Below are 24,123 nucleotides of genomic sequence, written 5' to 3'. Positions count from 1 at the left end.
GGCCGGGTCTCGTCAGGCCGAGGCCGCGGACGCGTTCGGCCCCACGGCTCGCGCGCCGCCCGGCCGGGTCAGCGCAGCGAGAGCTGCTCGTTCAGGTAATCGGTGAGGGGCCGCGGCGCCCCACTCGCGCTCCATCGCACGTGCGGCACGCCGTCTACGAGACAGAGCGGGCCGGATGCCTCGCCCCGAGCGAGTGCCGCCAGGTCGAGCTCTTCGGCCCCCAGGTGGAGCACCTCGCCGTCGGCGAACCCCCCGCGGGCGGCCGCCGCCGCGCGCTCCGAGCGGGCGCGCTGCGCCTCGGCCGTGTAGCCGCGGGGCGCCTCGGTGCGGGCACGAAGGACCTCGCCGGTCGCGTAGACCGCCTCGTCGCCGATCAGCAGAACGCCGAGATGCCATACCTCGCCCACGGGCACGATCCGCGGCGCCCGCCCGAACCCGAACAGCCGACGCGCCGCGGCCCAGTCGCCGAGGCGTTCGCGGGGCGACCCCGAGAGGCGGGCGCGCGCCGCCGCGATCAGCGCCGCGGCATCCGTCATCGCACGCCGGGCCGCACGGTCAGATCGCTGATGACGGCGTCACGCGGAAGATCGAGGGCGGTGAGGATCGCGGCCACGACCGACGCCGGGTCGATCCAGCGCGACGGGTCGTACTCGGCACCCTCCTGGGCGTGGACCTCGCGCTGCATCGGAGTGGCCGTGCGCCCCGGATAGATCGAGGTGACCCGCACGCCGTGCAGCGCCTCCTCGGTGCGCAGCGCGTCGGCGAGCGCCTTCAGCCCGTGCTTCGACGCCGCGTACGCCGACCATTCCGGGTGGGCGTTCAGCCCCGCACCCGAGTTCACGAAGAGCACCTGACCGCGCGCCGCACGCACGCGCGGCAGCAGCAGCCGGGTCACCTCGGCGGGGGCGACGAGGTTGACGGCGAGCTGCGACTCCCAGGCATTCACCGGCAGGTCGGCGACCGCGCCGAGATGGACGACACCGGCGGCGTGGATGATCGCATCGACCGCGGCGGGGATCACCGCATCCTGCTCGGCGAGCGCGCGGGCGAGGCCGTCCGGGCGGGCGAGATCGGCGACGACGACGGTGCTTCCCGGAAAGGCCGTTCGCAGGTCGGCGGCGCGGGCGGCGCTACGCGCGAGGAGGACGAGGTGGTCGCCGCGAGCGTGCAGCCGCTCGGCGACGAGCCGTCCGATGCCCGAGCCTGCTCCGGTGATGACGTGGGTCGAGGCCATGGCATCCATCCTCGCACCCGCGCCCACCTCGTTCCCGCCTCGCGCCCGCGCCCGCCTCGCTCCCGCACCCTGGCCCATGGCCGCCTCGCTCCCACACTGCAGGGAGCACTGATACTGGTGTGGCCTGTGGGGCTCCCCCGCGCCGAAAGCCCCACCTGCTCCTGCAGATCGGGGCCGACCGCGCGGCCGACCGCGGGGCGACGGCGCGGGCGACGGCGCATGCGGCCACCCCAGACCACGCGGGCGGCCACCTCAGACCACGCCGCCCCGCGGGCGACGCTCAGTCGCGGTCGAGATCGCCCGACAGAAGCAGGCGCGCCGTGCGGATGCTGCCGACCGCCTCGCCCGAGGCCGTGCGCGCCAAGGCGAAGCCGGCGACGACCAGACCCGTGACGGCGTCGGCCAGGTGGTCGCGACGCGCGGTGGATGCCTGCGGCAGCGCCGCGGCGACGCCGCGAGAGATCGCGCGGTGCAGCTCCGCCCGGTACTCGGCGATGACGCGGGCGACCTCGGCGTCGCGCGAGACGGGCGCACCGGCGGCGTTGATGAGCAGGCATCCGTTGTCGGCGGGCATCGATCCGGCACGGCCGAGGGCGGCGGCAAGCCCGTCGAGGTAGTCGCCGAGCGCCTCGGGGGCGACCGGATCGGCCTCGAGCGGGGCCAGGCGGGGGCGCACGATCTCGTCGAGGTAGCTCTGCACCGCCTCGTCGAAGAGCCCGCGCTTGGAGGCGAACGCGTTGTACAGGCTCGATCGATTGAGGCCCGTGACCTGCTCGAGCCCGGCGATCGAGGCGTCCTCGTAGCCGTGCTCCCAAAAGAACTCGCGCGCGGCGCGAACCGTGTCGAGCCGGTCGAACTCTCGGGTCCGGGCCATCGCACACCTCCCACTTTCGGAAACGATTGTTTCAGTATATATTGAAACAGTCAGTTCAGAACTCATCCACGGCAGCCGCCGTTCCCACAGGAGGACCCATGATCGTCATCGGACTCGTGCTGGCCGCACTGGCCGCCCTGCTGCACGTCGTCATCTTCTGGCTCGAGTCGGTCGCCTGGACCAGCCCGCGCGCCCGCGCCGCCTTCGGCACCACGGCCGACGAGGCCGAGGCCACGCGCGAGATGGCCTTCAACCAGGGCTTCTACAACCTGCTCCTCGCGATCGTCACGGCCCTCGGCGTCGTGCTCGTCGCGACGGGAGCGACCGCGGCCGGCGCGGCCCTCGTGTTCGCCGGCGCGGGTTCCATGGCCGCCGCGGCCCTCGTCCTGCTGCTCTCGAGCCCCGACAAGGCGGGTGCCGCCCTCAAGCAGGGAGTCCTGCCCCTCCTCGCCGTGATCGCGCTCGCCATCGGCGTCCTGCTCTGACGCGCACCCCCGCATCCCCCGCCCCACCCCACCTCACGAAGGACCCCGCATGACCGATGCCACCAGCACCCAGATCCAGCTCGCCGCCCGCCCGATCGGGTGGCCGACGCCGGCCGACTTCCAGACGGCGCACGTCACCTATGACGCCCCGAAGCCCGGTGAGGTGCGGGTGCGGAACACCTTCGTCTCGGTCGACCCGTACATGCGCGGACGGATGAACGACGTGCGCTCCTACACGCCGCCGTTCGCCCTCGGCGAGACCATCACCGGCGGAGCGGTCGGCCGGGTCGTGGCATCCGCGTCCGACGACCTTCCCGTGGGCACCGTCGTCCTGCACCAGCACGGCTGGTCCGACCTCGTGCAGGCGGATGCCTCGACGTTCCGCGCCATCCCGGAGATCCCGGGCGTACCGCTGTCGCTGAACCTGCACATCCTCGGCATGACGGGGCTCACCGCCTACGTCGGGCTCACCGCCATCGCCCACCTGAAGCCGGGCGACACCGTGTTCGTCTCGGGCGCGGCGGGCGCCGTCGGCACCGCGGTCGGCCAGATCGCGAAGCTGCTCGGAGCGGGCCGCGTGATCGGCTCGGCCGGAACTCCGGAGAAAGTCGCGCTCCTGACCGAGAAGTACGGCTACGACGCCGCTTTCGACTACAAGTCCGGAGATGTGCGCACGCTTCTCGCCGAGGCCGCTCCCGAGGGGATCGACGTGTTCTTCGACAACGTGGGCGGCGACCACCTGCAGGCCGCCCTCGACGTCTTCAACGACGGCGGGCGCGCGGCCCTGTGCGGCGCGATCTCGAGCTACAACACGACCGAGCGCCCGGCCGGTCCCGACAACATGTCGACCATGATCACGCGGGGCCTCACGATGCAGGGCTTTACGCTTGCCGGGTTCCTGCACCTCGTCCCCGAGTTCCAGGAGAAGATGACCGCCTGGTTCGCAGCCGGCAGCATCGCGTACGACGAGACGATCGTCGACGGCATCGACCACGCGGTCGACGCGTTCCTGTCGATGATGCGCGGCGCGAACACCGGCAAGATGCTCGTGCGCATCTGACGGATGCCGCCGCGTGCGCTCCTGACGGGCCCGGATCCATCGGATCCGGGCCCGTCCCCGTGTGCGAGGCTCAGCCGGCGACGGCCCCGAACAGCGTGCCGACGAGGAAGGTCGCACCCAGCGCCAGCGCGCCGCCGACGACCGTCCGCATGATCGCCCGACCGCGGCGGGCGCCGCCGATCCATGCCGCGACGTAGCCGGTGACGGCGAGTGCGACGAGCACGGCGACGAACGTCCAGACGAGGCGCGCAGGGTGGGGCAGCAGAAGGATCGTCGCCATCGGGAGCAGCGCCCCGACGGTGAAGGCGACCGCCGAGGCGATGGCGGCGCTCCACGGGCTGACGACGTCGTCCTGGTCGATGTTCAGCTCGATCGACAGATGCGCCGAGAGCGCATCGTGCGCCGTCAGCTCCGTCGCGACACGGGTGGCGGTGTCTTCGCTGAGGCCGCGTTCCCGGTACAGCTCGACGAGCTCGGCGAACTCCCCGTGCGGGTCGCTGGCGAGCTCCTGCCGCTCCTTCTCGATGAGCGCGCGTTCGCTGTCGCGCTGGCTCGACACCGAGACATACTCGCCGAGCGCCATCGAGATCGCCCCGCCCACGAGCGCGGCCGAGCCGGCCAGCAGCACGGGCATGACCTCGGCCGTCGCGCCGGCGACCCCGACGACCACCGCAGCGGTCGAGACGATCCCGTCGTTGGCACCCAGCACACCGGCCCGCAGGCCGTTCAAACGTTGCGCGAGGCCGGCGCGGTGCGGCTCGTCGGGGTGTCCGGGTGTCGGGTCGGTGCTCACCACCCCACGGTAGGGGCGCGTCGCCGAGGCCGCAAGCAAGGTCAGCAGAACCTGACCCGCCCCGGAGCCGCACCGCCGATATCCTGAGGTCCGGCGGGAGGAGCGCACGAATGCAGCAGGCACAGGCGACGGCTCGGGTCGACGCGATCACGCAGTACCGCATCATCGGCGAGCCCACCGAGACGCATCTCGAGAGTCTGGCGCGCCTGGCGGCGACGCTGTGCCGCGCACCCTCGGCGGCCGTCAACATCATCGATGACCGCTACCAGCGCGCCGTCGCCACGGTGGGCGTCGAAGCCGGCGCCTGCAGCATCGACGATTCGATGTGCGCGGTCGTTCTGCCCGAGGCCCGCCACGTGCTGGTGACGGATGCCCAGGCCGACGCCCGTTTCGCCGCGAACCCGTTCGTGCGCGGCGGTCGCGTCCGCTTCTACGCGTCGAGCCCGCTGATCACCCCGTCGGGCGTGCCGATCGGCACCCTGTGTGTGTTCGCGCGCGAAACGGGAACGCTCAGCGACGAACAGAGCGCCGCACTGGATCTCTTGGCCGGTCAGGCCGTCGAGGTGCTCGAGCTGCGACGGGCGACGCACGAACTCGAACGCTCCAATGACGAGCTCGCGCACTTCGCCGGTCAGGTGAGCCATGATCTGCGCAACCCCCTCACGGCGATGCTCGGTCAGATCGACCTCGCGATCGATGCGCTCGAGGCGCCGGCCGAGACCGGTCCGCAGAATGCCCTGCGCGCCCTCGGGCATGCGGATGCCGCCGCCGCCCGCATGGACCGGATGATCACCGATCTGCTCGCCTACGCCAAGGTGGGCGGTGCCCGACCGCGCAGCGAACCCGCGTCGATGCGCGGCATCGTCGAGAGCGCCGTGGCCGACCTCGAGGGCGCGGTCACCGCGTTCGGAGCGTCGGTCTCGATCGCGCTCACCGAGACCGACGGCGCCACGGGCGACATCGTCGTCGGCGACCCGACCCTCCTCGGCGTGCTGATGCAGAACCTCATCGCCAACGCGCTGAAGTTCACGGCGACGACCCGCGCCGCCCCGACCATCGCGGTGACCGCGCAGCGCACTCCGACGGCATGGGCGATCACCGTGGACGATGACGGGCCCGGCGTTCCCGTCGACCAGCGCGAACGCGTTTTCGGAGCGATGGAGCGCGGATGGGTGAAGGATGTCCCCGGCCTCGGGCTCGGACTGGCGACCTGCCGTCGGATCGCCCAGGCCCACGGCGGCACGATCGTGATCGAGGATTCCCCGCGGGGCGGCGCGCGCGTGCGCGTGTGGCTCCCCCAGCCCGAGTGACCCCGCGGCGGTCACCGCGTCGTCAGACGCCCGCGGCAGCGATCACCGCGAGCAGATCGAGCTTGTCCTGACTCTCGCTGCCCGGCGCGGCCGTGTACACCAGCAACGCATGCGACTGATCGGGATCGATCAGTCGCTGACAGGTGAGTTCGATCAGACCGACCTCGGGGTGGAGGAAGCGCTTCACGGCCTCGGGCGGTGTCGCGACCTGCCCCTCGTCCCAGAGGGCCCGGAACTCGGCACTGCGCTCCTGCAGTGCCTCGGCGTAATGGGCGGCGCGCGAGGCGGGTCCGCGCAGGCCGGCGACCCGTCGCAGGTTCGCGACGAACACGCGACCGAGAGCGTCCCGATCCTCGGGCGCGTAGCGCAGTCGCGCGCCCGGGTCGGTGAACCATCGGAAACCGATGCTGCGCTGCTCGCCCTGGAAGTCGGTGAGCGGCCCTGATAGCGCGACTCCGAGCGGCGTCTGACGCAACGTCTCGCCGAGTTCGCTGACGATCTCCGCGGGGGTGTCGTGCAACCGGTCGAAGATGCGCAGCAGACCCGGCGAGATGTGCCCGCCCGAAGGCCCACGCTCGGGCGCGCGATGTCCGGCGAGCCGGAAGACGTGGTCGCGTTCGTCGAGCGAGAGGTGCAGACCCTGCGCGATCGCCGCGAGCATCGCCGGCGACGGCTGCGGCCCGCGGTTCTGCTCGATACGCGTGTAGTAGTCCGCCGACATATGGCTGAGTGCGGCGACCTCCTCACGGCGGAGTCCCTCCGCCCGCCGCCGCGGCCCGCGTCCGAGCCCGACGTCTTCGGGTCGCAGTGCTTCGCGCCGCGCCCTCAGGAAAGCGGCGAGCTCTGCTCTGCCCGTCATCTCCGCCCCTCCTGTCCGCCGTGCGTCCAGTCTCTCTCGAACGAGCCGCCGTTATCCAGGGATCGGCAGACCCTGGATGCGCCGCGACGGGCGGGAGAGCATCGGAGCATGGCATCCTCACCCCGCACCCTCGAGCTCCCCGATCTCTCCGGCACGCGCACGCTGCTGACCGGCGGCAGCGACGGGATCGGTCTCGCGATCGCCGCGCGGCTGGCGTCCGCCGGTACCCAGTTGCTCCTGCCGGTGCGCAATCCGGTCAAGGGCGCGTCCGCCGTCGCCGAGATCCGCCGCACCGTCCCGGACGCACAGGTCACGCTGCTGAGCCTCGACCTGTCGTCACTCGCCTCCATCGACCGGCTCGTGGCCGAGCTGACGGATGCCGGAGAGCCGATCCACCACATGATCAACAACGCCGGAATGATGACGCCGCCCTCCCGCCAGCTCACCGCCGACGGTTTCGAACTGCAGTGGGGAACGAATCACCTCGGCCACGTCGCGCTCGTTCTCGGCATCCTGCCGTTGCTGCGCGCCGGCTCGGCGCGCGTGACGTCGCAGGTCAGCGTCGCCGCGAACGAGCGATCGATCCAGTGGGACGATCTGAACTTCGAGCACCGCTACAACGGACGCACCGCGTACAGCCAATCGAAGATCGCACTCGGGCTGTTCGGGCTCGAACTCGATCGACGCAGTCGGATCGAGCGATGGGGCATCACCAGCAACCTGTCGCACCCCGGTGTCGCGCCGACCTCTCTGCTGGCGGCCCGCACCGAGCTGGGCCGTGCGGAGCCCGTGCGGGGGCGCCGGTTCATCGAGGCGCTCTCGCGCCGCGGCATCCTCTTCGGCACGGTGCGCAGCGCCGCCGAGCCCGCGCTGTTGGCGGCGACCGCGCCCGACGGCGCCGGTCGCATGTACGGTCCCTCGGGACTCGCGCACCTCGGCGGCCCCGCGGCACAGCAGGCTCTCTACTCACGACTGCGCAGCGAGGCCGAGGCGGCGCGGGTGTGGGAGACCTCCGCGGAGTTGATCGATGCAGCACGTCGCCGCGGTCGGACGAACCCGGCGTCGTGAGGGGCGGCCCCGCGGCGGAGATCCGGCGCGCGTCAGACGATCGACTGCACGTGCATCGGCGACGCCAGATTCGTGCCGTTGACGTCCAGATAGAGCTGCCCCTCGGTGACCGAGAGGGTCACCGAGTTCCGGCGCTCGACTGCGGCGGCGGCGGCCTCGACGAATCCGGGATCGAAGCTGCGCAGCTCGATCCGATCGGCGGCGTGGATCTTCTTGCCGGCGTACTGCGGCAGCACACGGGAGGGGTCGCGGTGCGTATAGATCACGACGCGATCGGTGAGCTTGCTGCCGTAGTGCAGTCGGTCGGGATCGGGGGAGCCGACCTCGATCCACGCCGTCATCGCGCCGGTCGCATCGCGGACGAACACGGCGGGCTCGTTCGTCGCGGCGATCCCCTCGCTGAAGGCGATGCCCTCCGCGTACTCGAGGCAGTAGGCGAGCAGCCGCGTCGTGAGGAACGCGCCGGTTTCGGAGGGGTGCTGCGCGAGGCGCAGCGTGAGGTCGTCGTACACGCCCCGGTCGACATCCGCGAGCTGCACGTCGAAGGTGTGCATCACCACGCCGATCGCCATGCCTCGAGCCTAGACGGGCGGATGCCCGGGCGACGACCCGCCCCTCGCCCGGGCCGGGATAGTCCCGTCGACGACGCGGGGGCCTGCGACGGGGGCCCGGTTAGGATCGCCGCATGGGCCCCGACGATCAGGCCCCCCGCACACGGGGGGCGTACGCCAAGGGCGTGGCCCGTCGCCAGGAGATCCTCGACCGGGCCATCGAGGTCTTCGCGCAGCGCGGCGGCAGCCGCACGAGCCTGCGGGCCATCGCGCAGGAGGTCGGGGTCACCCACGCCGCACTGACGCACTACTTCGGGTCGCTCGACGAGCTGCTGGTGGCCGTGTACCGCGAGTCCGAGCAGTCCTCGCCGGACGACGCGGCCGACGAGGCCTACACGGCCGAGGCGCCGGCGGCCCCGAACGGCCCGCCGTCCGGGGCGACCGAGTCGGTCAGTCCGGCCGAGATGATGCGGATCTCCGCGGTCGAGAACCGCGAGATCCCGGGCCTCGTGCAGCTGTACTCGTCGCTCGTGGCCTCTGCGGTCGACGGCAGCCATCCCTCGGCACACGCCTTCGTGACGAGTCGGTTCGCGCGGCTGCGCGACGAGCTCGCCGAGCGGGTGCGCGACCTGCAGGCATCCGGAGCGGTCCGCTCCGACATCGATCCGGGCCTCGCCGCCGCGCTCGTCATCGCGGCGTCGGACGGCCTGCAGACGCAGTGGCTGCTCGACCCGTCCGTCGATCACGAAGCGGCCCTGCGCCTGCTGGACGGACTGCTGGCACCGCCGCGCTAGCCCACCGATCAGAGAAAGCGCACGCTCTGCTGCAGCCGCGTCCGGATGTCGAACAGCTCGTTGCCGCCGATGTCGCGTGCGCCCGACAGGCCACGGCGGAGCACGGTCGACAGGGTCGAGCGGGCGATGACGGCCACCGCGAGCCCGCGCACCCGCCCGATCTCTTCGACGGCGGCGGCCACGTCATCGTCGGGAAGCACCACGATCGCGCCGCTGAACTTCACGCGCGCCCCGCGCGCCACCACGCGTGCGGCGGCGGCGAGGTCGGCGATGGGCGAGCCGGCGACGCCCTCGCCGATCAACTCGCTCCGCCGCAGGCGCACGGGCCCGCCGAAGTCGCCGCTGAGCACGGCGTACAGGCCGCTGGGGCCCAGGACGATGTGATCGAGGGTCAGCGTGGCGTCGCGCGGATCGGCGGCGATGTCGTGCCAGACGGTGTATCCCATGCCGAGATCGGCCACGATGCGCGCCGTCGCCTCTTCGGCGAGCGCATCGGCCAGAAGCCTCTTCAGCTCGCGTGGCGCCGAGCGCACGAGCGCCGGATCGTACGGATCGGGCAGCTCGGCGCCGCGGCCCACCCACTCGCGCATGAGCGTCAGATAGCGCTCGCGGCGCCACCCGCCGGGCTGGCCGAACGACCGCGCCCGCGGGCGCGTGTCGGTCGCTCGCGCGCGCGGCCGCCAGCCGGTGCCACCGGCATCCGACGGCTCAGGAGCGTACTGCGCGGCGTCCGCGGCGAAGCCGTGGCCGCGGTCGTAGGCGGCGCGCGCCTCGCTGGTGCCGATGCGCTCCCACGCGCGCTGCACCTGGACGAACAGCGCCGCGTCGCCGCCGGTGTCGGGGTGGGTCTGGCGCAGCCGCAGCCGGTACGCGCGGCGCAGGTCGTCATCGGACACGTCGGCCGCGACCTGCAGCACCTCGTACGCAGACGCCGAGAGAGGACTATCGAACACGGTCTCCGCCTCAGCGCTTCTGGTTGCGCCGCGCGTACGCCGCGGCGGATCGGCTGGACAGGGCGAGCAGCACGAGGATGTCGACGGCCAGCGAGGGCAGCGTCGTGCGCAGCGTGATCTCCTGGTCGCGCGCCCACCACGAGGCGAAGGCCGCCGAGATGCTGATGGCCGACACCGTCATCACCAGGACGCGGGCGATGTTGTGCCCCCGCAGGATCAGCAGAGAGCACACCAGCTGCACCGCCGCCGAGAGGGCGACGCCGGCGACGACGATCCACAGCGACGCATCGATCATCTCGGGGTCGAGGGTCACGCCGTCGAGCTCGATCTCGATCGTTCCGGCATATTCGCGCCAGTGCACCAGCAGATCGACGATCGTCGCGAGCCCGACGAGCGCTCCCAGCAGCACGAGGGCGGCGCCCGCCACCGTCGTCGCGGGGCGGCGCATGCCCGGATCATAGGGCGTCGGACGCAGCAGCCGCTCGACCGGTTCGTACCCGGGACGCTGCGCGGGGTGCTCGGGGCGCGCGGGGCGTGCGGTGGGTTCCGGCTCGTCATCGTGGAAAGTCATCGTGCGATCACCCCGCGGACGTCCACGACAGGCAGGTCGCCGTCGGTACGGATGCTGTCGCCGCCGCCGTTGCGCGCGTGATAGCCACTGGAGAAGTCACGGATGACGTCGACGGCGACGCCGGGCGCGCCCGCGCGCAGCGAGGCGACGATGTGATCGCGTTCGATGTCGGTGTCGGCATCGATCCGGTGCGTCACCTGCAGCGTGAACAGCGACAGTCCGACGGCCGTGTCGAAGGTCCCGGCTGCGAGCCAGTCGACGCGGCGCCCGCCGGGCAGGAGCCACCCGTCCGGGCAGCGCCAGAAGCGCACGTGGTGCCGTTTCTCCGGGCTCCCGTCGACTTCCTGCTGATAGGCGAAGTCCTGCGGGCGCCCGAAGAGGAACAGCGGACTCACCGGCGCCTCGTCGTAGCTGCGGCGACCGAGCGTCGAGGTGACGATGCGCCACGAGGAGCGCAGGGTGACCGGATCGGCGCGCACCCACCCGGCCTCGGCGAGGGCGGAATGGATCCTCTCCTCCTCCCCCATGAACGCCAGATTGATCGGGTCGCCGAGCAGGCCGTCGCTCGTGCGCGCCCGCCCGATGAAGTAGTCCGGAACGTAGATCGCGGTGAGGATGCGGTGCAGGCGCGGAAGGACGAGGTAGGCCAGAAGCAACCAGAACACGACGCCGACGGCGATGCCCCACCACCCGAAGGCGAACGTCTGGGTGAATCCGAGGTAGGCCAGCCAGATCGCCGCGAGCCCCGCGAACACGAAGAAGAACTGATCGACCGCCGCCCCGATCGACCACCGACGGCGCGTGCGCGCCGACGCGGCGGAGTCGACGCTCCGCTCGGCGGCCCTCATCGGGTACCGCCACGTCGCCACAGGGCCTCCGGCGGTGTCCAGGCCAGCGCCCGGGCGCCGATGCCCGACTCCACCTCCGCGAGCGTGGGCGGCTGCCACCGCGGCGACCGGTCCTTGTCGACCAGCTGCGCGCGGATGCCTTCGACGAGATCGGGCTGCGTGCGGGCGAGCCAGAGGACGAGCCCGTACTCCTGAGCGAGCGCGGCGCGCAGGTCCGGCAGCCCGCGGGCGGCACGGACCGCGGCCAGGGTCACCTCCAGCGACGTCGGGGAGAGCTCCTCGAGCGTGTCGGCGACGGCGGATGCCTCCGGCTCCGGCCGCGCGCGCAGACGCGCGACGATCGCGGCGGCCGTCTCGGCGGCGAACGCGTCGGCGATCCATCCGCGCGCACGAGCCAGCGCCGATGCCTCGATCGAGATCTCGCCAGGGTGCACACGCATCGAACGCACGAGCGCCGCGGGATCGCGGACGCCCTCGGGCGACGACAGCGCGTCGCGGAGCGCGTCGAGCCGATCGACGCCCACGATGTGGTCGGCGAACCCGGCGTAGACCGCATCGGCGGCATCCATCGTCGAACCGGTCAGCGCCAGGTACTCCCCGATCCGGCCCGGCGCCCGGGCGAGCAGCCACGATCCGCCGACGTCGGGGGTGAGTCCGATCCGCGTCTCGGGCATCGCAAGCCGTGATCGTTCGGTGACCACCCGGATCGCGGCGTGACCGGCGAGACCGATGCCCCCGCCCATCGTCACACCGTCGGCGAGCACGACGATCGGCTTCGGGTACTCGGCGATCCGGGCGTTCAGCGCATACTCCGCACGGAAGAACGCGACGACGTCGCCGTCTCGTCCGGACAGGATGTGCTCGCGCAGTGCGCGGACGTCTCCGCCGGCGCACAGCCCGCGCTCCCCGGCCCCGTCGAGCAGGACGCACACGACGTCGTCGTCGTGCTCCCAGGCATCGAGAGCCTCGGAAAGAAGGGAGATCATCGGCAGGTCGAGCGCGTTGATCGCGTGCGGCCGATTCAGGGTGAGCCGGCCGAGTCGATGCACCGTGCGCACGAGGACGACGGGCTCGGCGGCGATGTCGGAAGGGCTCACCCGGCCCACGTTACCCGCGCGGCTCACGGGCGAGCGGGCGCGGGTACGGAAGGATGGAGGAAAGGCCATCGCAGAGGAGCGCACCATGCCCGAAGGACAGGTCCTGGAGTTCACCGGGGTGACGAAGCGGTTCGGCGCCGTCTCCGCCGTGGACGGACTCACCGCCCGTGTGGAACCGGGCACCGTGACCGGGTTCCTCGGTCCGAACGGCGCCGGCAAGACCACGAGCCTGCGGATCCTCCTCGGCCTCGTCCGGGCGACCTCGGGCACGGCGACGATCGGCGGCCGACGCTACGCGGAGCTCGCGCACCCGCTGCAGACGGTGGGCGCCGCACTGGAGGCATCCAGCTTTCATCCGGGGCGCTCCGCCGCGAACCACCTGCGCGTGTATGCGCAGGCCGCGGGGCTTCCGACGCACCGTGTCGACGACGTGCTGGGGCTCGTCGGCCTCGCCGACGCCGCGGGACGCAAGGTCGGCGGGTTCTCGCTCGGCATGCGCCAGCGTCTCGGCCTCGCCTACACACTCCTGGGCGATCCCGGCGTGCTGGTGCTGGACGAACCGGCGAACGGTCTCGATCCCGAGGGGATCACGTGGCTGCGGGGGTTCCTCCGCCGCCTCGCGCAGGAGGGGCGCACGGTGCTCGTGTCGTCGCACATGCTCGCCGAAGTGCAGCAGACGGTGTCGTCGCTGCTCATCATCTCGGCCGGGCGCCTCGTCTATCAGGGCGACCTCGCCGGCCTCACGCCAGCCGACGACGTCGCCACCGTCATCGACGCGCCCGACCGTGCCGCGCTCGCCGCCGCGCTCGATGCGGCCGGCGTCTCGTACGAGGCGCTCCGCACGGGCTTCACGGTGCGCAGCGCCGAACCCGCCCACCTCGGCTCGATCGCGCAGGCGGCCGGCGTCGCGCTGTCGAACCTGCAGCGCCGCGGGCCGTCGCTCGAAGAGGTGTTCCTCGACCTCGTCGGTCACGGGCGTGCGGATGCCCGGACTGCGGTCGTCGGCGCCGGTTCGCCACCCCCGACCTCGCCCGACGCACCGGCCGCCCCCGTGGCGCCCGTCGCCGCGTCGGCCACGATCCCCGATCCGCGCCCGGCAACGGAAGGAGGCGAGCAGCGATGACTCTCGCGAACGCGACCCGGTCCGAGCTCACCAAGCAGTTCACCACGTCGATGTGGTGGATCCTCGGGATCGTTCTCTTCCTCTACGTCGGCGCGACCGCCGCCGGACTCGCCGCGACGTTCGGGGCTCTGGCGAACGGCTCTCTGGGCGGTGAGGCGTCGAACACGCCCGCCCTGCCTGCCGCGGCGCTGCCGCCCGTGATCTACAGCATCGCGACCGCTGTCGGCTACGTCTTCCCCCTCTTGATCGGCACACTGCTGGTGACCGGCGAGTTCCGTCACAAGACACTCACCCCGACGTTCCTCGCGACCCCGCGGCGCGGCATCGCGCTGGGTGGCAAGCTCGTCGCGGGCGCGGTCATGGGCACGCTCTACGCGGGGCTCGCGCTCGTAGCCGCGGTCGGGTCGGGCGCTGCGCTGCTGGCGCTGTTCGGCATCGACACCCAACTGACCGAGCCGGCGACGTGGGCGCTCATCGGGCGCATGGCGCTGGCCTTCGTGCTCTGGGTGTTCATCGGCGTGGGTGTCGGCACGCTCGTGCGCAACCAGATCGCGGCGGTCGTCGGGGTCCTGGCGTTCACGCAGTTCATCGAGCCGATCCTGCGCACCGTCGGCGGGTTCGTGGACGGGGTCTCGAACATCACGCGCCTCTTGCCCGGCGCGTCGTCCGACACACTGGTCGGGGCGAGCATCTACACGAACCTCGGCGGACAGGCCCCCCAGGGCGCCCTCGAGTGGTGGGTCGGCGGGCTGCTGATGCTCGGCTACGCGGCGGTCTTTCTGGTGGCGGGCTGGCTGGTCAGCTGGCGTCGCGACGTCAGCTGACCACGCGCCGCCGCGGCTCGCCGCTCGAGACGGCCCTCGCGTCAGGCCGTGACGGCTGACGGCGCGGCGCGTCGTCGGCGACGCGGGCGCGGCGAGACCGATTCCTCGCTCTCGGCGGCGGCGGCGATCTCTGCGACGTCGAGAGGGTCATCCTCTCCCTCGAGCCGCAGCGCCTGCACGAGAGCGATGCCGTGCCGGGTCGTGAGCACGAGGCGGGCGAACTCGGCATCGGGTAGAAGATCGATCACCGCAGCGGGTTGCCGGCGCCGCACAACGACGAAATCGTCGCCTCCCGACGAGCGCCAGGTGCCCATCGCGATCGTGCCGCGCACGCGCGTGCCGGGGTTCGGCACACCGCGCAGCCACGTCCAGGCGTCGTCGGTCAGCTGCACCTTGCGGATGGATGCCCGCTCGACGCGCACCGGATCGACACGACGCGCCAGAGTGCGCTCGAAGGGAGAGAGCACGACCTCCAGCTGCGTCGAATCGAGCAGCAGAGTCACCATGCTTCCAGTCTGCCAGCGTCAGGATGAACGAATGCTCACAGCCCGGCAACGATCCGCGAGCGCACCGTCGTCGCCGGGGTTCAGAGCGAGAACTCGTCGCTGGCGTGCGGCAGCGGAAAGCGCTGCACCGCCGCAATCAGTCCATCCACCGTCTGCTCGCGCGCGACCGCGTTGACCCCGAGCCCGACCTTGCGGGCATCCTTGGCCGTGCGCGGGCCGATCGCCGCGATGATCGTGGATGCCGGGATGTGCGGGAACTGCTGACGCACCTGTTCGGCGACGGACCCACTCGTCACGAGGATCGCGTTGATTCGCCCGGACTCCACGTCGTGGGCGATGCGTTCGGTCACGGGTACGCCGACGGTGCGGTAGGCGACGACACTGCGCACATCGTGCCCTGCCTCGCTCAGACGGCGGGTGAGGACGGGCTTGGCGATCTCACTGCGGAGCGTGAGGATGCGGCGCGGCGTGGGCTCGAGGTCGATGAGCTGAGACGCCATCCCGGCTGCGGAATTGTCGTCGTCGGGTACGAGATCGACACGGTAGCCGACCGCGCTCAGCGCAGCAGCCGTCGTCTCGCCCACGGCGGCGACGCGGGTCGTGGGGGGGATCTGCGCGCGATAGGCATAGAGGACGTCGACGGTCGTGGCACTGGTGAGGGTCACCCAGTCGAAGGCCCCCGCGGCCAGATCGGCGAGCGCCGTCTCGAGAGTGGTCTGGTCGGTCGAGGGGGCGAAGTTGATGAGGGGCGCGATGACGGGGACCGCTCCCTGCGAGCGCAGCGTCGCGGCGACCGAGTCACCCCAGGGACCCCCGCGCGGCACGAGCACACGCCAGCCTTTGAGAGGCTTCGCGGTGGCCGCGGAGTGGACGTCTTGGTTCATGCTCGACTCTCGTGGTACTCCGTCGGATACACGGAATCGCGCGTCCGACCTTGTCGGGCCCGCATGCCAGCTGCTGTGCGGTTCGGGTCTACAGGTCGGCAGCCTTGCCCCATCGCCACTGCCTTGGTGATGAGCATACCCCCGGCCCGGGACGACGAGAACGGGCCGATACAGGAACGGTATGAAGCGCCGCAACCGTCCGCGGTGGGCTGGCGTCGACGATCGCTGTGGCGGCGGCGATCAGCGCGTGTAGAGGCGGACGATCCCCCACACGGCGGTGCCGACCGCCAGAGCGACGCCGACGACGGCCGCGGTGGCACCCGTCGGATTGCGCCGCGCGAACGACCGCGCCGTCGTGACGGCGTCATCCGCCACGCGGGTGACGCGCTTGGGCACGTTGGTCTTCTCTTCGATCGCCGACAGCGCCGCCTTGAGCTCGGCGCGGGCACGCTCGACCGGGTCGGTGATCCCGAGGGCGACGGCGGTGCGGGGAACGGGAGTCTCAATACTCATCTGCCACGTCCTTCACGATGCGGGCATCCACGGTGATCGCCTGGGCGGGGTTCTCGCTCTTGCTGAGCTTCTTGAAACGCTGCAGCCCCAGCAGCGCCGCCACGACGATGATGACGAGGAACAGACCGACGACGATGAGGGATGCCGCCCATGCGGGCATCCACGACGACAGCCCGATGATGGCGAACGCGCCCAGCGCAGGGATCAGCCAGAAGAGGAAGAACATCGCGACGATGAACCAGGCGCCGCCGAGGCCGGCCTGCTTGCCGGCGCGCTTGGCCCAGGTCTTCGCCGAGTCGATCTCCGCGACGACGAGGTTCCGGACCAGCTCGGGGATCTCGCCGAGCAGGGTGAACAGGCTGTCGTCGGCGCGATCGCGGAATCCGCGAGGCGTGGTCATGTCAGTTGTCCGCCGTCTTCTTGGCCTCGGCCTTCGCCGCGGCGACCGCCTCGTCGGCGGCCTTCTTGACCTCAGCCGCCGAGGTCCGCGCCCCGCGGGCGACATCGTCGGACGACGCCTTGCCGGTCTTGATGGCGGAGTCGAGGCGTTGGCCCGGAGTGCGGCCCGGCGTCGTCGCGGCCTTCGTGATCTTCACGGCGCCGTCCCACAGTGCGCTCGGCAACGCGAAAGCAGCCGAGGCGACGAGGCCCTTGGCCTTGCCCACCTGCTTCTGCACCGGATCGGCGTTCCACACCGTCAGGAAGCCGGTCTTGATCTGCTCGTACCGCTCGCGACCCGCGCGGGAACCGAGCACGTAGCCCGCCGCCAGTCCGACGACGATCCCGATCTTGCCCCTCATGGCGTCTCCTCGTGTTCGACCCGTGTGTTCGACCCGGTGGTGCCTCGTCCTCCAGGGTAGCCCCATATTCCGATTCGGGCATCCGCCCCGTCATGGGGCTGTCGGCGGTCCGCTCTCTGTGCTAGTGACGCCCGAACAGCGTCTCTCGGCGCACCGACTCGATCTCCTCGACCGTGTCGCCGACGACGGTCGCGAGACCTCCGCCCGACAGCCACGATCCGACCGCCGCGACGCCCCCGAGCCGGGCGACTGCGGCACGCGCGGAGGTCGCGCGATCGGCGTGATCGAGAGTGGATGCCGGTGGCATGAGCGTCACCCGGCGATGCGCGGCCGCGCGGACCTCGCCGACCCCGCTTCCGAATACCGCGACGGCCTCGTGATACGCCCGCGCGACGAGCGCGGCATCGGACTCGACGCCCGCAGCCCGCCCCGTGGCGTAGCCGTCGTCATCGTCATCGCCGCCGCCATCGCCATCGCCATCGCCGGCGACGAGAGCCACCCGCAGCACGCGACGCTCGGGCCCCGCCGCCGCGGCGACGCTCGGCCACATCGCGGCCGCGTCGACGAGGGTCGCCGCGGCCGACGCCCCCGGCACCGCGCAGACGAGGGCGGGGGCCGCTCGCCCGGCATCCGGTCCCGACGTCGGTGTCGCGGCATCCGTCACGAGCGTGACGACGTCGCGGACGGGAGCGACGGGCACCTCGACCCGCACGCCGAGCGTCGTGAGCAGGGCCGCGATGGAACCGGCGGTCGCCGCGAGCACGACGATGTCCGCGGTCATGTCCGTCGGTGTCGGCGAGCCGGATGCCTCCGCGCCTGCTGCGCGGTCGGCGCCCCCGTCCGCCGTGGTGCCGACGGGCGCTCCGGCCCCCTCCTCTGCCGAACCCGCCCCCTCGGTACCCGCTGACGACGCGGGCGTCGACGTGCGAATCGCCCAGCCGTCGTCGAGAGGCCGTAGCTCCACGACCGGGGCGTCGAGCCGGATGTCGACGTCGAGGTCGCGCAGGCGTTCCGTGAGCGCGGAGACCAATGTCGAGAGTCCGCCGCGGAGCGTGCCCCGTCGCGGATGGCCGGAGGTCGTGGCCCCGGCATCCGTTCCGTCGCCCGACGGCGCGTCGGGCAGAAGCTGTCCTACGGCTCCGGAGAGCGAACCGGCGCGGGTGAGGGCGGCGCTGAGACCCGGCACGGCGAGATCGGCGTCGACGAGTTCGGGCTCGACGCCGTACAGCCCGACGGAGAGGGGGGCGACCATCCGGTCGCGCACGCGGGCACCCATCCGAGTGCGGACGAGATCGCCGAGGCTCCGCTGGCGGCCGATCGTCAGCGGAGGTCGCAGCCGATCGAGATAGGCGCGCCAGACGCCAGCGGCCCCGACGATCCGTCGCACCGGTTCGGCCCAGGTGTTGGCGGGGATGCCGGCGAGGTGCTGCGGCAGCGGGGTCACCTGCACGGCGCCGGCCGGCCTGTTCGGCGCCGCGGCGGCGATGGCGACGACCTCGGTCGCGGCCGGCTCGACGAGCTCCCGCAGACCGAGGTCGTCGATGAGATCGGCGAGCGCTCCCGGACCGCGCGGGACGGCGTCGGCGACGAGGTCGACCGCGATGCCGTCGAGCCTGACCGTCTCGATCGACCCGCCCAGCCGGCCGGTCGCCTCGAGGAGGGTCACCGGCATGCCGATGCGCGCGCACTCCCACGCCGCGACGAGCCCCGCGATCCCGCCCCCGACGACGACGACGCGCGTCGCCGCGGCCCGCCCGGCGAGGTCGGGATCGACATGCTCGGTCATCGCTCCATCCTCCCACTGCGCCGGGCGTCGGACCGAACTCCTCCACCTGCGGCCCACCCGGGCGGAATCCGGCGCGTGCGACCCCGACGGGTGGCGGAATGGAGGAGTTGGGCACCGGCGAGGGCACGGTGCCTAGAGTTGACTCGTGCGGCTCACCTATTTCGGCGGCCCGGCCTGGGACGCCGGCCCGCTGCCGGTGCGCGGGCGGGGGCAGGAGGCGCTGCTGTTCCGCCTCGCGATCGACGCCGGCACGGTCGTCTCGTACCGAGCCCTCGCCGAGGATGTCTGGCCGCTCGATGCGCCCGCAGATCCGCGCGCTGCACTCCAGTCGCTCGCGTCGAGGTTGCGCCGAGCGCTCGGATCGCCCTCCATCGACGCGGTCTCGGGAGGGTACCGACTGAACCTCGATCGCGCCGACATCGACCTCACGCGCTTCGCGGATCTCGTCGCGGATGCCCGGGCGCACGACTCGGCCGACGCGGCCCGCCAGGCGCTGCGACTGTGGACGGGCGAGCCGTGGGTGCCCGAGGGGTTCGACTGGGTGCGCCGCGATCTGCTCGAAGATCGCGCACACGCCGAGCGTCTCGCCGCGTCGATCACGGCGGGCTCGGCGCGCACTGCGGGCACGCCCGACCCCCTCACGAAGACGGCCACCGCACCGCGCAAGGCCGACGACTCGGCCCTGCCCCCGGCATCCGACCCCGCCTCGTCGACGTCGATCCCCGCTCCGCTCACGACGCTCGTCGGACGCGCCGACGAGCTCGCCGCCATCGCCGCGCAGCTCACGAGCGATCGCCTCGTGACCCTCCTCGGGCCGGGCGGCGCGGGCAAGACCACCCTGGCGCTCGAGACGGCGCGCCGCACACCCGACGCACTCTTCGTCGAGCTGGCTCCGGCGACGGCCGGCGAGATCTGGGCGGTCCTCGCCGGCGCGGCAGGTCGCGGCATCCGCCTCGGCGACAGCGCCGCGCGCGCACAGCAGACCGATCACGATCGCGTGATCGAGGCGCTGCGTGGCCGCTCGGTGCTGCTCGTACTCGACAACTGCGAGCACGTCAGCGCCGCCGCCTCTGCCGTCGCGATCGAGGTGCTGACCACTCTCCCCGGAGTCCGCATCCTCGCGACGAGCCGCGAACCGCTGAGCGTGCCCGGTGAGGCGTTCGTCGATCTCGGCCCGCTGCCGATGGCGGATGCCGTGGAGCTCTTCTCCCGCCGCGTCCGGTCCGCCCGCGGATCCGCACCCTCGCCCGAGGACGAACCGACCGTCGGCCGGATCGTCCGGCGCTTGGACGGTCTGCCCCTCGCCCTCGAGCTCGCGGCGGCGAAGGCGCGCACTCTCAGCCTCGCCGAGATCGACGCGGGCCTCGACGATCGCTTCGCGCTGCTCAGCACGGGTCCGCGCGCCGCCGATCCGCGCCACCAGACCCTGCGCGCCCTCATCGACTGGAGCTGGGAGCCCCTGCCGCCGGACGAGCGGGCCGCACTGCTGGCGGCATCCGTTTTTCCCGACGGTATCGGCGCCGGCGACGCCCACGCCGTCGGCGCCGCCTTCGGCACCGACGGCGGCGCATTCGACCGGCTCGTCGACCGGTCGCTGCTCACTCGCACCGACGGCCGGTTCCGCATGCTCGAGACGGTCCGCGAGTACGGGATCGACCGGCTCCGCGCCGACGGTCGCGAGCACGCGGCACGGCTGAGCGCCGCGGGGGTGCTCGCAACGCTCGCCGAGGCCCAGGAGCCGCTGCTGCGCGGACCGCAGGTGCGCGCGGCGCTGTCGTGGTTCGATGCGAACGAGGAGTCCCTGGGCGCGGCGGCGCAGCTCGCGTGCGCCGACCCGGCGCTGCGGCCCCTCGGCATCCGCCTCACGCGCGTCATCGTGTGGCCGTCGTTCATACGCGAGCGCGTCGACGACCTGCGACGATCGGCCGAGACCTTCACCCTCGGTCCCGGCGTTCCGGACAGCGAGGCCGAAACCGTCCTCGCGGCGATGCGCCTCATGCTTCCCGCATTCACCTCGATCGACACCGACCTGACGCCCGTCGAGGTGCGTGCGTTCGCGCGTCGCACCGCCGAGATTGCGGAGGGCGCGCGGCGGCATCCGTCCGACATCGCTCTCGCCCTCTCGGCCGTCCTCTCCGCCGCAGCACGCAACCTCATCGCCCATGAGGGTCGAGCGATGCGCTCCTGGAACGTGCTCGTCGCCGACCACGAGGTCGCCGGCGCCCCGCTGTGGACACGGGCCCTCGTCACGGTGCTGCGTGCCGCCTCGGCGCAGAACAACGGCGCCGTCGACGCCCTCGGTCGTGAGAGCGCCCGCGCCCTCGAACTGTTCACCGAGGCCGGTGACCCGTGGGGGATCGCGCTCGCCAGTCGGCTGCGATCGGAATGGCTCGTGATGCAGGGACGCATCGACGAGGCTCTCGCCGTGTCGGACGACGCGTCGGCGGGGCTGGCCGGGCTCACGTCGGTCTGGGACGTCATCCAGCAGGAAGGCATGGCCCTCGACGTCCTCGCCCGTCTCGGCCGGTTCGCCGAGGCGCGGGAGCGGCTCGAACGACTACGTCTCATGGCCGAAGCCGACGGATCCGCACGCTCGCTGCTGCAGTTCCATTCGGCCGCGGCGACCCTCGCCGTCAGTGCAGGCGAGCCGGCCGAGGCCCTCGCGCATCTCGACGCGATCGCCGTGACCCCGCGTTCGGGTGGCGAGGCGCAACTGCGTGCCTGGACGGCCTCGCGCCGCGCGCAGGCGCTGCTCGCACTCGGCCGTGGCGCCGAGGCCCGGGAGAGCCTGCGCAATGCGCTCCCGCTCGCGTTCGCGTCGGGCGATCATCCGATCGCCGCGGACGTGGTGGCCGCCGCAGCGCTGTGGCTCGTCGACGCCGACCGCCGAGATGCCGCCCGGCGCGTGTTCGCGGCATCCGTGCGCCTGCGCGGCGGCGCGGATGCCACGAACCCGATGTTCCAGAAGCTCCGCGCCGCGCTCGGCGAGCCCGATCCGACGCAGCCGCTTGCTCCGGGCCGCACGACCGACGAGGGCGACGACGACCCGGAGGTCATCGCCGCCCTGCTGGACTGAGCGTCCGCCGCATCCCCCGCGTCCGTCCGTCCGCCGACCGATCAAGCCTTGCGCATGTAGGCGCGCACGGTGAGCGGCGCGAAGACGAGGACGATCACCGCGGCGCCGAGCAGCGACAGCCAGAAGTCGCCGCCGATGGCGCCCTCGTTCGCGAGGTCGCGCACCGCCGTCACGAGGTGCGAGATCGGGTTGATGTTCGCGAACCAGGCGAGCGGGGCCGGCAGCGAGTCGACCGGCACGTAGGCGTTGGAGAGGAACGTCAGCGGGAACAGGATCAGCATCGAGATGCCCTGCACGCTCGAGGCAGTGCGGGCGATGACGCCGAAGAACGCGAAGATCCAGCTGATCGCCCACGAGCACGCGATCACCAGCAATCCGGCGAGCGCGACCTTCCCGAGGCCCCCGGCCGGGTGGTAGCCCATGAGGAACCCGACGACGAAGGTGATCGTCGTCGCGATCGCGTAGCGCAGGGTGTCGGCGAGGAGCGCGCCCGACAGCGGCGCGATGCGCGCGATCGGCAGCGACCGGAAGCGGTCGAACACCCCCTTGTCCATGTCTTCGCGCAGCTGGGTCCCGGTGACGACCGAGGTCGTGATGACCGTCTGCACGAGGATGCCGGGGATGAGCGCCGGCAGGTAGTTCTGCACGTCTCCGGCGATCGCCCCGCCGAAGATGTACGCGAACATCAGCGTGAAGATGATCGGCTGCACCGTCACGTCGACGAGCTGCTCGGGCGTGCGGCGGATCTTGACGAGCCCGCGATAGGCCATCGTGAGGGTGTTCTCGACCGTCTGGCGCAGACTCGTGCGGTTGGTGAGTCGGCGTTCGGATGCCGGGGTGATGGGGGTCAGGGCGATGGCGGTCATGCGTGCACATCCTCGGTGCGGGCGCCCTCGGGCGCGGACTCGGTGCCGGTGGCGTCCGTCGGACGACCGGTGATGGTGAGGAAGACCTCGTCGAGGGTCGGCTTCTGCACGCTCATCTCGGTGAGGTGGATGCCGGCCTCCCGCAGGGTGATGAGCAGGTCGGCGACGCGGTCGGCGTCGGCCATCGGCGCGGTGATGCGCGAGGCCTCGGGCGAGAGCGCTCCGCGCACGCCGAGCACCTGCTCGATCGCGCGCAGGGTGTCGTCGGTGTCGGCGGCGTCCGCCAGGCGCAGGATGAGCGAGGACGTGCCGACGGATGCCTTGAGGTCGTCGGCGGTGCCCTCCGCGACGACGCGTCCGTGGTCGATCACCGCGATGCGGTCGGCCAGCTGGTCGGCCTCGTCGAGGTACTGCGTCGTCAGCAGAACGGTAGACCCGGTCGCGACGAGCTCGCGGATCGTGTCCCACATCTGGCCGCGCGTTCGCGGGTCGAGGCCCGTCGTCGGCTCGTCGAGGAAGATGAGCGGAGGCTGGGCGAGGAGGGATGCCGCGAGGTCGAGGCGACGGCGCATGCCGCCGGAGAACTTCTTGAGGGGGCGGCGCGCGGCATCCGTCAGCGCGAAGCGTTCGAGCAGATCCGCGGACTTGGCCTTCGCCTCGGCCCGTGAGAGACCGAGCAGGCGCCCGAAGATCATGAGGTTCTCGGTGGCCGAGAGCGTCTCGTCCACCGACGCGAACTGCCCGGTCACGCCGATGAGCTGACGAACGACGTTCTGCTCACGAGTGACGTCGTGGCCGAAGATCTCGGCTCGTCCGCCGTCGGGGCGCATGAGGGTGGCGAGCATGTTGATGGTGGTGGTCTTGCCCGCGCCGTTGGGGCCGAGCACGCCGTAGACGGTGCCGGCCTCGACCCGCAGGTCGACGCCGTCCACGGCCCGGTTGTCGCCGAAGACCTTGACGAGGCCCTCGGCTCGCACCGCGAGGGTGGGCGTTGAGGAGGAGGAAGTGGTCATGGCATCCACTGTGCGCCGCGCGCCCTGTCGGGGCGCTGTCGTCGTGCGGGGCCCGCTGTCAGCGCACTGTCACGGGAGTGGCGTGGGGTGGCGGGCGCGGGTGGATCCCACGGCGGCGAATCGCGGGGTGACAGCGGGGAAACACGCGGCAACATCCGGGAAACACGCGCGTGGGATCGTTCGAGCACCCCCGGACGCACCGACGCGACTCGCAGCGATGCGTCTCGCCGCGACC

Annotated in this window: 26 protein-coding genes; 8 read left to right on the top strand and 18 right to left on the bottom strand. The window is 72.1% G+C overall.

All coding sequences use genetic code 11. The annotated features are described in order from the left end of the window. Window positions 1-68 precede the first annotated feature (68 nt). The 3 genes from JOE64_RS02080 to JOE64_RS02070 all read right to left on the bottom strand — a co-directional run bounded on the left by JOE64_RS02080 (window position 69) and on the right by JOE64_RS02070 (window position 2,108). Window positions 69-536, bottom strand: coding sequence for a glutaminase (locus tag JOE64_RS02080; protein ID WP_204962718.1), 468 nt, complete (start codon window positions 534-536; stop codon window positions 69-71). After that, a complete protein-coding gene (locus JOE64_RS02075) occupies window positions 533-1,234 on the bottom strand; it encodes an SDR family oxidoreductase (RefSeq protein ID WP_204962711.1) in 702 nt (233 codons plus the stop codon). Before JOE64_RS02075 ends, JOE64_RS02080 begins: the two co-directional genes overlap by 4 nt. A gap of 280 nt (window positions 1,235-1,514) precedes the next feature. Next, window positions 1,515-2,108, bottom strand: a complete 594-nt coding sequence (locus tag JOE64_RS02070; RefSeq protein ID WP_204962709.1) for a TetR/AcrR family transcriptional regulator — start codon at window positions 2,106-2,108, stop codon at window positions 1,515-1,517. A 98-nt stretch (window positions 2,109-2,206) separates the two neighbouring features. On the opposite strand from JOE64_RS02070, the gene JOE64_RS02065 reads away from it, so the two are divergent. Both JOE64_RS02065 and JOE64_RS02060 read left to right on the top strand, forming a co-directional pair. Beyond that, window positions 2,207-2,593, top strand: coding sequence for a DUF1304 domain-containing protein (locus JOE64_RS02065; protein WP_204962707.1), 387 nt, complete (start codon window positions 2,207-2,209; stop codon window positions 2,591-2,593). Between the two features lie 49 nt (window positions 2,594-2,642). Beyond that, entirely contained in the window at window positions 2,643-3,653 is a 1,011-nt protein-coding gene (locus tag JOE64_RS02060; protein WP_204962705.1) for an NADP-dependent oxidoreductase, read from the top strand. Between the two features lie 70 nt (window positions 3,654-3,723). On the opposite strand, the gene JOE64_RS02055 is transcribed toward JOE64_RS02060, so the two are convergent. After that, on the bottom strand, window positions 3,724-4,449 hold the full coding sequence (locus JOE64_RS02055; protein WP_372432880.1) for a VIT1/CCC1 transporter family protein: 726 nt from the start codon (window positions 4,447-4,449) through the stop codon (window positions 3,724-3,726). Between the two features lie 107 nt (window positions 4,450-4,556). Between JOE64_RS02055 and JOE64_RS02050 the strand changes: the two genes are divergently transcribed. Further along, window positions 4,557-5,756: a sensor histidine kinase gene (locus tag JOE64_RS02050; protein ID WP_204962701.1), complete on the top strand. Its 1,200-nt coding sequence runs from the start codon at window positions 4,557-4,559 to the stop codon at window positions 5,754-5,756. Window positions 5,757-5,778: 22 nt separating this feature from the next. Here the strand turns inward: JOE64_RS02050 and JOE64_RS02045 are convergent, their stop codons facing one another. Further along, complete coding sequence (locus tag JOE64_RS02045) at window positions 5,779-6,615, bottom strand: helix-turn-helix transcriptional regulator (protein WP_204962699.1); 837 nt, start codon at window positions 6,613-6,615, stop codon at window positions 5,779-5,781. A 108-nt stretch (window positions 6,616-6,723) separates the two neighbouring features. Between JOE64_RS02045 and JOE64_RS02040 the strand changes: the two genes are divergently transcribed. Then, window positions 6,724-7,683, top strand: a complete 960-nt coding sequence (locus tag JOE64_RS02040) for an SDR family oxidoreductase (protein WP_204962697.1) — start codon at window positions 6,724-6,726, stop codon at window positions 7,681-7,683. A gap of 32 nt (window positions 7,684-7,715) precedes the next feature. Here the strand turns inward: JOE64_RS02040 and JOE64_RS02035 are convergent, their stop codons facing one another. After that, on the bottom strand, window positions 7,716-8,255 hold the full coding sequence (locus tag JOE64_RS02035; protein ID WP_204962696.1) for a YaeQ family protein: 540 nt from the start codon (window positions 8,253-8,255) through the stop codon (window positions 7,716-7,718). Window positions 8,256-8,368: 113 nt separating this feature from the next. Between JOE64_RS02035 and JOE64_RS02030 the strand changes: the two genes are divergently transcribed. Further along, window positions 8,369-9,028, top strand: a complete 660-nt coding sequence (locus JOE64_RS02030) for a TetR/AcrR family transcriptional regulator (RefSeq protein WP_204962694.1) — start codon at window positions 8,369-8,371, stop codon at window positions 9,026-9,028. An 8-nt stretch (window positions 9,029-9,036) separates the two neighbouring features. Here JOE64_RS02030 and JOE64_RS02025 read toward each other — a convergent pair whose 3' ends face one another. Genes JOE64_RS02025 through JOE64_RS02010 form a run of 4 tightly spaced genes read right to left on the bottom strand, consistent with a single transcriptional unit; the run spans window position 9,037 to window position 12,506 of the window. Then, window positions 9,037-9,981: a DnaJ domain-containing protein gene (locus JOE64_RS02025; protein WP_204962692.1), complete on the bottom strand. Its 945-nt coding sequence runs from the start codon at window positions 9,979-9,981 to the stop codon at window positions 9,037-9,039. A 10-nt stretch (window positions 9,982-9,991) separates the two neighbouring features. Further along, on the bottom strand, window positions 9,992-10,552 hold the full coding sequence (locus JOE64_RS02020; protein ID WP_204962691.1) for a hypothetical protein: 561 nt from the start codon (window positions 10,550-10,552) through the stop codon (window positions 9,992-9,994). Next, window positions 10,549-11,400 (bottom strand): LssY C-terminal domain-containing protein, encoded by an 852-nt coding sequence (locus tag JOE64_RS02015; protein ID WP_204962690.1) that lies wholly within the window; start codon window positions 11,398-11,400, stop codon window positions 10,549-10,551. Before JOE64_RS02015 ends, JOE64_RS02020 begins: the two co-directional genes overlap by 4 nt. Beyond that, window positions 11,397-12,506 (bottom strand): enoyl-CoA hydratase/isomerase family protein, encoded by a 1,110-nt coding sequence (locus JOE64_RS02010; RefSeq protein WP_271202430.1) that lies wholly within the window; start codon window positions 12,504-12,506, stop codon window positions 11,397-11,399. Before JOE64_RS02010 ends, JOE64_RS02015 begins: the two co-directional genes overlap by 4 nt. A 76-nt stretch (window positions 12,507-12,582) precedes the next feature. Here JOE64_RS02010 and JOE64_RS02005 point away from each other — a divergent pair, with 76 nt between their 5' ends. Beyond that, entirely contained in the window at window positions 12,583-13,620 is a 1,038-nt protein-coding gene (locus JOE64_RS02005; RefSeq protein WP_204962689.1) for an ATP-binding cassette domain-containing protein, read from the top strand. Continuing rightward, on the top strand, window positions 13,617-14,444 hold the full coding sequence (locus JOE64_RS02000) for an ABC-2 transporter permease (protein ID WP_204962688.1): 828 nt from the start codon (window positions 13,617-13,619) through the stop codon (window positions 14,442-14,444). The genes JOE64_RS02005 and JOE64_RS02000 overlap by 4 nt, the downstream gene beginning before the upstream one ends. Before the next feature lie 41 nt (window positions 14,445-14,485). Here the strand turns inward: JOE64_RS02000 and JOE64_RS01995 are convergent, their stop codons facing one another. From JOE64_RS01995 to JOE64_RS01970, 6 genes are all read right to left on the bottom strand, one after another. Further along, complete coding sequence (locus tag JOE64_RS01995; RefSeq protein WP_204962687.1) at window positions 14,486-14,950, bottom strand: hypothetical protein; 465 nt, start codon at window positions 14,948-14,950, stop codon at window positions 14,486-14,488. An 80-nt stretch (window positions 14,951-15,030) separates the two neighbouring features. Beyond that, window positions 15,031-15,834 carry a uroporphyrinogen-III synthase gene (locus tag JOE64_RS01990; protein WP_204962686.1) on the bottom strand — a complete coding sequence of 268 codons (804 nt, stop codon included), beginning with the start codon at window positions 15,832-15,834 and terminating at the stop codon, window positions 15,031-15,033. A gap of 240 nt (window positions 15,835-16,074) precedes the next feature. Next, window positions 16,075-16,347 carry a hypothetical protein gene (locus tag JOE64_RS01985; RefSeq protein ID WP_204962684.1) on the bottom strand — a complete coding sequence of 91 codons (273 nt, stop codon included), beginning with the start codon at window positions 16,345-16,347 and terminating at the stop codon, window positions 16,075-16,077. Further along, window positions 16,337-16,747 (bottom strand): phage holin family protein, encoded by a 411-nt coding sequence (locus tag JOE64_RS01980; RefSeq protein ID WP_204962682.1) that lies wholly within the window; start codon window positions 16,745-16,747, stop codon window positions 16,337-16,339. The genes JOE64_RS01985 and JOE64_RS01980 overlap by 11 nt, the downstream gene beginning before the upstream one ends. Window position 16,748: 1 nt before the next feature. Continuing rightward, entirely contained in the window at window positions 16,749-17,147 is a 399-nt protein-coding gene (locus tag JOE64_RS01975) for a hypothetical protein (protein WP_204962680.1), read from the bottom strand. 121 nt (window positions 17,148-17,268) lie between these two features. Continuing rightward, window positions 17,269-18,933, bottom strand: coding sequence for a protoporphyrinogen/coproporphyrinogen oxidase (locus tag JOE64_RS01970; protein ID WP_204962678.1), 1,665 nt, complete (start codon window positions 18,931-18,933; stop codon window positions 17,269-17,271). Between the two features lie 145 nt (window positions 18,934-19,078). Between JOE64_RS01970 and JOE64_RS01965 the strand changes: the two genes are divergently transcribed. Continuing rightward, window positions 19,079-22,009: an ATP-binding protein gene (locus JOE64_RS01965; protein WP_204962676.1), complete on the top strand. Its 2,931-nt coding sequence runs from the start codon at window positions 19,079-19,081 to the stop codon at window positions 22,007-22,009. Between the two features lie 41 nt (window positions 22,010-22,050). On the opposite strand, the gene JOE64_RS01960 is transcribed toward JOE64_RS01965, so the two are convergent. Then, a complete protein-coding gene (locus tag JOE64_RS01960) occupies window positions 22,051-22,875 on the bottom strand; it encodes an ABC transporter permease (RefSeq protein WP_204962674.1) in 825 nt (274 codons plus the stop codon). Further along, complete coding sequence (locus JOE64_RS01955; protein ID WP_204962672.1) at window positions 22,872-23,888, bottom strand: ATP-binding cassette domain-containing protein; 1,017 nt, start codon at window positions 23,886-23,888, stop codon at window positions 22,872-22,874. The genes JOE64_RS01960 and JOE64_RS01955 overlap by 4 nt, the downstream gene beginning before the upstream one ends. Window positions 23,889-24,123: the final 235 nt, after the last annotated feature.

It is taken from the genome of Microbacterium dextranolyticum, from assembly GCF_016907295.1.
Lineage (GTDB): Bacteria > Actinomycetota > Actinomycetes > Actinomycetales > Microbacteriaceae > Microbacterium > Microbacterium dextranolyticum.
The sequence above is the reverse complement of the archived record's forward strand: the minus strand, read 5'-3'. Positions and strand labels throughout refer to the sequence as shown.